General features: G+C 73.9%; 5 protein-coding genes. 1 reads left to right on the top strand and 4 read right to left on the bottom strand.

Annotated features, from left to right (window positions below; genetic code table 11):
- On the bottom strand, nt 1-1,651 hold a 1,651-nt coding region (locus ACFVZH_RS36950), incomplete at its 3' end, for a hypothetical protein (protein WP_384904512.1).
- A gap of 106 nt (nt 1,652-1,757) precedes the next feature.
- Nucleotides 1,758-2,585, bottom strand: coding sequence for an oxidoreductase (locus tag ACFVZH_RS36945; RefSeq protein ID WP_384904510.1), 828 nt, complete (start codon nt 2,583-2,585; stop codon nt 1,758-1,760).
- Nucleotides 2,586-2,675: 90 nt separating this feature from the next.
- Here ACFVZH_RS36945 and ACFVZH_RS36940 point away from each other — a divergent pair, with 90 nt between their 5' ends.
- Nucleotides 2,676-3,593: a LysR family transcriptional regulator gene (locus tag ACFVZH_RS36940; RefSeq protein WP_384904508.1), complete on the top strand. Its 918-nt coding sequence runs from the start codon at nt 2,676-2,678 to the stop codon at nt 3,591-3,593.
- Nucleotides 3,594-3,648: 55 nt separating this feature from the next.
- Here the strand turns inward: ACFVZH_RS36940 and ACFVZH_RS36935 are convergent, their stop codons facing one another.
- Both ACFVZH_RS36935 and ACFVZH_RS36930 read right to left on the bottom strand, forming a co-directional pair.
- Nucleotides 3,649-5,553 (bottom strand): serine/threonine-protein kinase, encoded by a 1,905-nt coding sequence (locus ACFVZH_RS36935; protein ID WP_384904506.1) that lies wholly within the window; start codon nt 5,551-5,553, stop codon nt 3,649-3,651.
- A 26-nt stretch (nt 5,554-5,579) separates the two neighbouring features.
- A complete protein-coding gene (locus ACFVZH_RS36930; RefSeq protein WP_384904504.1) occupies nt 5,580-7,130 on the bottom strand; it encodes a PstS family phosphate ABC transporter substrate-binding protein in 1,551 nt (516 codons plus the stop codon).
- Between the last annotated feature and the right edge of the window lie 146 nt (nt 7,131-7,276).

The following is a 7,276-nucleotide window of genomic DNA, read 5'->3' as shown; positions in this document are numbered from 1 at the left end:
TGAGGTCGCCCGCGGGGGCTCCGGCGAGGTTTCCGGCGGCTTCGATCTGGTTGTAGACCTGCCAGCCGGCGCCGAGTCGGGTCCGTTTGGCGGGGGCGATCTGGCCGCCCACGGGCCAGTCCCGCAGGTCGTCGCGCCACAGCACGCCCGCGGCGTCACGGGCGAGGAGGTCGGTGGAGCCGTTGTCGTTGTAGTCGTGCGGGTTCGCCTGGCGCACGACCTGGAAGCCGCCCGAGGCGGTCGCAGGGCCGCCGAGGCCGTCGTCCGGGGTGGCGGTGAGCTGCCAGGTGTAGCGGCCGTTCGGGGCGCTGACGCCGTCGAGGAGGCCGTCCCAGGCGAAGGTGAACCGGCTGCCGGTGAGCGGCCGCGGCAGGCGCTGGGTGACCTTCCTGCCGGTGGCGGAGTGCGTGAGCGTGACGTCCACGGTGGCGTTCGCGCGGGAGAGGGTCCACGCCAGGGGGGCCTGGGTGCCCGGCTTCTCCAGGTCGAGCGTGGCGGGGACCTGGGACTCGGTCACCTTGACGGCCATGACCCGGCCGGTGTCGGCCACCAGCGCGACGGCGGGGCGGGCGCCGCCGACGCCGCCCGAGACGCGGAAGAGGCCGTCGCCCTCGGCCGAGAAGCCGCGCACGAGCAGGGCGCCGTCGGGGGAGTGCGCCACGCTGGAGAAGTTGTCCAGGAGCTTGTACGGCACGGCGGCGGGGTCCTTGAGGTTCCGCGCGTACAGCGGGCTCGGCGTCTCCCCGGCGGCCGTGCCCGGCACGCCGTAGAGCAGGACGTCCCCGACGATGCCCGCGATGACGGCACCGCTCATGGAGCTGTCCATGGCGATGTCCTTGCGGGCGCCCGGGCCGGCCACGACCAGCTCGGTGACCCCGGCCGTGTACTCGACCCACGCCTTGTGGTCGGCCGTGTAGGCGCCCGTCGACGCCTGGGTCCACGGGCCGATGGCCTCGGTGCCGCCCCAGTCGACGACCGAGCCGTTGTTGACGTTGGTGAGCGCCTTCCAGTACTCGGTCCGGAAGGTCGGCCCCGAGAACACCCGGGTGCTGCCGAGGACGATCAGGTCGTTGCCGGCGGAGGCGACGACCTTGTAGTCGACGCTGGTGGTGCGGGACGAGAGCTTCGTCTTCTTCGCGACGCCGTCGGTCTGCGAAAGCTGCCACAGTTCGCGGTAGTCGCCGGTGGTGGGAACGCTCACGAAGAGGTTCCGGCCGACCACGCCGACGAGCTTCGCCCCGGAACCCAGCTGGGCCATGATGTCGAAGTACGCGGACCAGGTGGCGCCGGGCGTCATGTCCCGCAGGAAGACCATGCTGCCGCCGTTGCTGGTCACGGCGATGTCGGAGTTGCTGTCGTGGCCCATGGTGCCGGTGTTGACCGGCATGACCGAGCCGTCGGTCCGGTGCCACTCCAGGACCGTGTTGCCCCCGTCGTCCTTCCTGGACGTCAGGTACCCGGTGTCACCCGAGCTGACGATCTCGGCGTCGAGCGGCAGATTCGCCTCGGCGGTCGCTGCGGTGCCCGCGGTCACGGCGGCGGGGGCGGCCACGGCCCCGGGCGAGGAAAGGACGCCGGCGCCGACCGTCACGGCGAGAACGGTGGCGACGGCGGCGCCGAGACGGCGTCGGGTCGTGCTTGCGGAAGCCAAGGAAGTCCCTCCTGAGAAGCCGGGCGGTACGCACACCAGTGCGTACCGCCCTCTCAGACTCCCGGCGGGGGACGGTGGTTGTACGCCACCGGCGGCTCCGCGGGCGTCAGGACAGCTTCGTGTCCCGGCCGACCTTCTCCCAGGCCGTGACGTCGGCCCGGACCTGGTCCAGGTGGGCGAGGATCGTGTCGATCGAGTCGTCGCCGAGGGCCAGCCGGAGCGGGGTCTCCTCCGCGTCGAGGGCCTGGAGGACCGCCGCCGCGGCCTTCGCCGGGTCGCCGGCCTGCGTGCCGCCGCCCGTCTCCACGAACGCGCGGGTCGCGCCGACCGTGTCGGCGTAGTCGGCGATGCCGTCACCGCTGAGGCTGTGGTTGCCGAAGAGGCTCGTGCGGAAGGCGCCGGGCTCCACGATCAGCACCTTGACACCCAGCGGACCGACCTCGGCCGCCAGCGCCTCCGACATGCCCTCCAGGGCGAACTTGGTCGCGCTGTAGGCGCCGAACCCGGCCATCGACATCTGGCCGCCGACGCTGCTGAGCTGCACGATCGCGCCGGACCGGCGAGCGCGCATGTGCGGCAGGACGGCCCTGGCGAGGGCGGCCGGGCCGAAGACGTGGACGTCGAACAGGGACCGCAGCTCGGCGTCCCCCGTCTCCTCGACCGAACCGACGTGGGTACGGCCCGCGTTGTTGACCAGGACGTCGATCCGCCCGTGGCGCTCGACGGCCGCCGCCACGACCCGGTCGACCGCCGCCGCGTCCGTCACGTCCAGGGCGACCGCGTCCACCTGGTCGGGGTGGGCGGCGACCAGGTCCTCCAGGGTCTCGGTGCGGCGCGCGGCGGCGACCACGACGTCGCCCGCGGCGATCGCGGCCTCGGCGAAGGCGCGCCCGAAACCGCTGTTGGCGCCCGTGACCAGCCAGACCTTGCTCATGTGCGTACTCCCCCTCATGGGTACTGCTCGATGACACAACAAGCTTGCTCCGCAAGGGCTTTGCCCGTCCAAGATCTCCCGTGATAACCCATGGCTATGGATGTGCACGGGCGGGATCTGCGCTACTTCCTCGCGGTCGCCGAGGAGCTTCACTTCACCCGGGCGGCCGAGCGGCTGTACGTCTCGCAGCCCGCGCTCAGCAAACAGATACGGGCGCTGGAACGACAGCTCGGCACCGCCCTCTTCGACCGCGACCGGCAGGGCGTGACCCTCACCTCCGTCGGTACGGCCCTGGTGCCGCACGCCCGCGCCACGCTCGCCGCCTGGCAGGAGGGCCACGAGGCCGTACGGCGCGCCCGGGAGGCCACGGACAGCACCGTCGTCGTCGGGATGAGCACCAGCCCCGGCCGGGGCGGACTGCTGCCCGCGATCCGCTCCCGCTTCACCGGGACGCACCCGGAGGCCCGGCTGAAGCTGCGCCAGGTCGGCTGGGAGGATCCGACGGCCGGCCTCGCCGACGGGAGCAGCGACGTGGCCTTCGTCTGGCTCCCGCTGGCCGGTGCGGACCGTTTCCGCTGGGTCGTGGTGGCCACCGAGCCCCGGCTGGTCGCCCTCCCGGAGTCCCATCCGCTGGCCGCCCGTACCGGCCTGCGCTTCGCCGACCTCCTCGACGAGCCCTTCCTCGCCCTCCCCTCCAGCGGTCCCGAACTCCGCGACCACTGGCTGGCGGTGGACGCCCGCGGCGGGCGCCCGCCGGTCGTCGGCGGCGAGATCGCCAGCGCCGACGAGACGTACGAGGCCCTCGTCGGCGGCCTCGGCATCTGCCTGGTCGCCGCGGGCAACGCGCCCCTCCTCACCCGCGACGGTGTCGTCACCCGCCCCGTCGACGGCGTCTCGCCCAGCCGCTTCGCGCTCGCCTGGCGCGCGGACGACACCCGCCCCCTCGTCCGCGCGTACGCCCGCGCCGCCTCCGAGGTCACGGACCAGCCGCCCCGGCCGACGTCCTGATCGCGGACGAACTGGTCGCGGTCGAAGATGCGCGGACGAAGTGGTCGCGGACGAATCAGCCGCGGACGAACTCGGCCGGTTCCCCGTCCGCGGTCATGCCGTAGAGGTGGAGCCGCTCCTTGCCCTGGTAGCGGACGATGCGGAGGTTGCTGGAGCCGTTCTCGACGCAGTCCGGGTCCCAGACGGCCGGGTCGCGGGTCTCCGGGCCGATGACGAGGAGGGCGCCGGCGCCGCCGACGACGGCCGTGGAGGCACAGTCGATGTCGTCGGCGAGGGGGTTGCCCTGGTCGTCCATGCGCGGGTACGACTGCTCGAAGCGCACCAGGGGTGCGCCGGCCGGGCCCTGGGTGACGGTGAGCCGGTAGGACCAGCGGTCGGGCTGGGGCTGGGTCACCGTGTCCGGCGCCTGCTTCCAGGTGCCGACGAAGGCGGCGGGGACGACGCTCGTGCCGGACGGGACCCGCTGGAAGGTGCTCTGGGCGACGCCGGAGCCCCACTGGACGACGTCGGTCGAGCGCAGCCGGAGGGTCTGCCGGGCGGCCGGGGTGCAGCGCTGGGCGGGGACGCTCGCGGTGATCTCGGCCTCGCCGAGGACGAGTTCGCCGTCGGTGGCGGAGATCAGGGTCGCCCGGCCGATGCAGAGCAGCTCCCCGGTGACATGGGTGTAGACGGCGGAGCGGGAACCGGCCGGGCCCTGGCTGATCTCGATCCGGCGGGTCTCGTACGGGACGTCCGCCGAACCCTTGAGCACGCCCTCCCAGGCGCCGAGGAAGGAGGCCGGGACGATCCCGGCCTGGCTGCTGACGCCGCCCTTCCCACCGCCCTTCCCGCCGCCCGCGGTGCCGCCGTCGCCCCGGTCGGGCCAGTAGGCGTACACGGCGGTGGCGGCCGCCGCCGCGACGACGAGGGCGGTGACGGCGGCGAGCAGGGCGGTACGGCGCCGGGGCCGGGGCGCGGTGGCGGCGGAGGTGGCGGCGGCGGAGGCCGCTGAGGAGCCGGAGGTGGCGGCCGACGGCGGGGGAGCGGCGGGGGCGGGGGTGTCGCCGGTGCGGGGCGCCTCCTCCGCGCCCGCCTCCGCCTCCAGGAGCCGGGCGGTGTGGCGGCCGATGGGGGCGAGGACGTCCGCCGGGAGCCAGGGGTCGGCGACCGGCAGGGTCTCGGCGATCTCGGCCGCCGACGGGCGGGCCGCCGGGTCCTTGGCGAGGCAGGCGCGGATCAGTCCGGAGAGCTCGGGCGGGAGGTCCGTCAGATCGGGTTCGTCGTGGGCGATGCGGAACATGGTGGCGTGCACACCGCTGTCGGCCGTCCCGAACGGGGCCCGGCCGGTCGCCGCGTAGACGAGGACCGAACCGAGGCAGAAGACGTCCGACGCGGGGGTGACGTGCTCGCCGCGCACCTGCTCGGGCGACATGAACCCCGGCGATCCGACGACCGCCCCGGTGCTGGTGAGTCCGCCGCCGTCGGCGACCGTGTCGACGGCGCGGGCGATGCCGAAGTCGATGACCCGGGGGCCGTCGACGGTCAGCAGCACGTTGGACGGCTTCAGGTCGCGGTGGACGAGTCCGGCGGCGTGGATGTGGTCGAGAGCGCGGGCCAGTCCCGAGGCCAGGGACCGCACGGTCGTGGGCGGCAGCGGCCCGAAGTCGTCTCCCACCACGGTCCGCAGCGAGGGTCCCGGCACATAGCCGATGGCCACCCACGGGGACTCGGCGGCGGTGTCCGAGCCGAGCACGGGGGCCGTGCCCGTGCCCCCGACCCGCTCCAGGGCGGCGACCTCGCGGGCGAACCGGCGCCGGAACTCGTCCTGGGCGGCCAGCTCCGCGTGCACCACCTTCACCGCGACCGTCCGCCCGCCCGCCGAACGCGCGAGGAACACCCGGCCCATGCCCCCGACCCCGAGGCGGCCGATCAGTCGGAACGGGCCGATGCCGACCGGGTCTTCCGCACTCAATGGCTCCACAGCGTCAGAGCATGCCAGACGGGGTGTCAGCCGTCTCCGCAGATCCGCAGCCCCTTCGGCGTGGCGCAGGGCAGGTGGCCGTGGGTGAGGATGACGTCCTGGCCGCTGCCCCGGCCCAGATAGGTCAGGAAGCTGGAGGTCAGGGAGTCGGCCGGCGGCCGGCCCCACGTGTAGGCGTACTCGATCTCCCGGTACGGGTAGCCGGACGCGCCGATCTCGTCCACCACCGGCCGCCGCCCGTCGACGGCCACCCTGTGCAGGCCCTTCCGGCCCTCGCTCGCGCGGAGTTCGGTGTAGCCGACGGCCCCGGGGAGCCTGGCGACGGTGGACAGGACCTGTTCGGTGGAGTCGAGCTCGCAGCGGATCACCTTCGCTTCGGGGTCGTCGCGGGTCACACAGTCCTGGGAGGAGTTCGCCGGCTCGTTGCGGCCCAGGACCCGGCGCTGGAACACCTGCCGGGTCCCGGAGTTGGCGTCCCGGCTGACCAGCAGCACCGGCCGGTCGAGGCCGGGGACGAGCTGGTTCCAGTTGGTGATCTCGCCCCGGTAGAGCCGGCGGATCTGCTCCTGGGTGAGATCGTCGACGGGTATCCCGTCGTTCAGGACGAGGGTGAAGAGGGAGACGGCGACCATGCTCTCCCGCAGCTCCGGGTAGCCGCCGGGCTTGCGTCCGTCCGACAGGGCCACGACGGCGGGCGAACCCTTGGGCGTCTTCGCCCCGGTCTCGGCCAGCTCGCGTATCCCGGCGGTCGAACCGTGCACGTCCACGATCACCGTCGAGCCCTCGCAGTCCCGCTCGTACTTCTCCGCGACCTCCCGCACGGCCGGCGCGAAGGCCGTCGACCCGGTGACGGTGAGGGTGCCCCGGGCGCAGCCGATCGGCGGTGGCGTCTGCTCCCGGACGACGAGCGCGGCGAGGGCGACCACGCAGGCGGTGAGGATGATCGTGACGGTCCGGGCGGCCCGGCTGAAGACGGGCGCCTCGTCGTCCGGGGTGGTGCTGTGGTTGACGTGGACGTGGCCCTCGGCGATGTTCCCGTCGACCGAGACCGGCCCGCCGATCGGGCCGCCGGTCAGCAGGACGAGCAGTTTGTAGTGGGCGCCCCGGTTGAGCGGGACCTTGGGCAGCAGGACGGTGGTGGCGCCCTCCGCCGGGCCCTGCCAGTCGGCGGGGAAGTGGCTCAGCAGCCGGGGGTGGTCCGGCGCGGTCACCACGACCGCCTTCACCCGCCGCCCCTCGAAGTCCACGGTCAGTCCGTGGTCGTCGCCGTCCGTGTAGTGCTCGCGGGTGAGGGCGAGCGCCCCGTCGTTCTCGATCCGGAGCAGGACGAGGGTGGCGTCCGCCAGGTCCGGGCTCGCGTTGAAGTAGCCGCGCCGGACGGCCGCTCCGGCGCCCGCCGCCCCGGTGACGGCCCGGTTCGCCGCGCCGTCCCCGATGGCCGTGTCGAGCTGGACGCGGTAGCCGATCCGCCGCTGGTGCGGCACCCGCCGCTCGTACCAGACGGCGCCGGCCGAGACGAGGACGCCGAGCAGCGCGGTGACCACGGCGATGAGGTTCTCAGCGGTGAGCCAGTCCACCCTCGGGACGGTACGGACACATGTGCGGTTCCGTGGGGTGCGTCGCCGCCCGCCACCTGGAGTTCTCCCTTCCGTCAGCCGGGCCCCGGCCCCGCCGTGCGCGGGCGGGCCATCAGCGGTTGCCCGGGGTTGTCGAGCATGGGTGT

Source organism: Streptomyces sp. NPDC059534, from assembly GCF_042743475.1.
In the GTDB taxonomy this organism is placed as follows: Bacteria; Actinomycetota; Actinomycetes; order Streptomycetales; family Streptomycetaceae; genus Streptomyces.
This window is presented reverse-complemented; position numbering and strand designations above follow the sequence as displayed.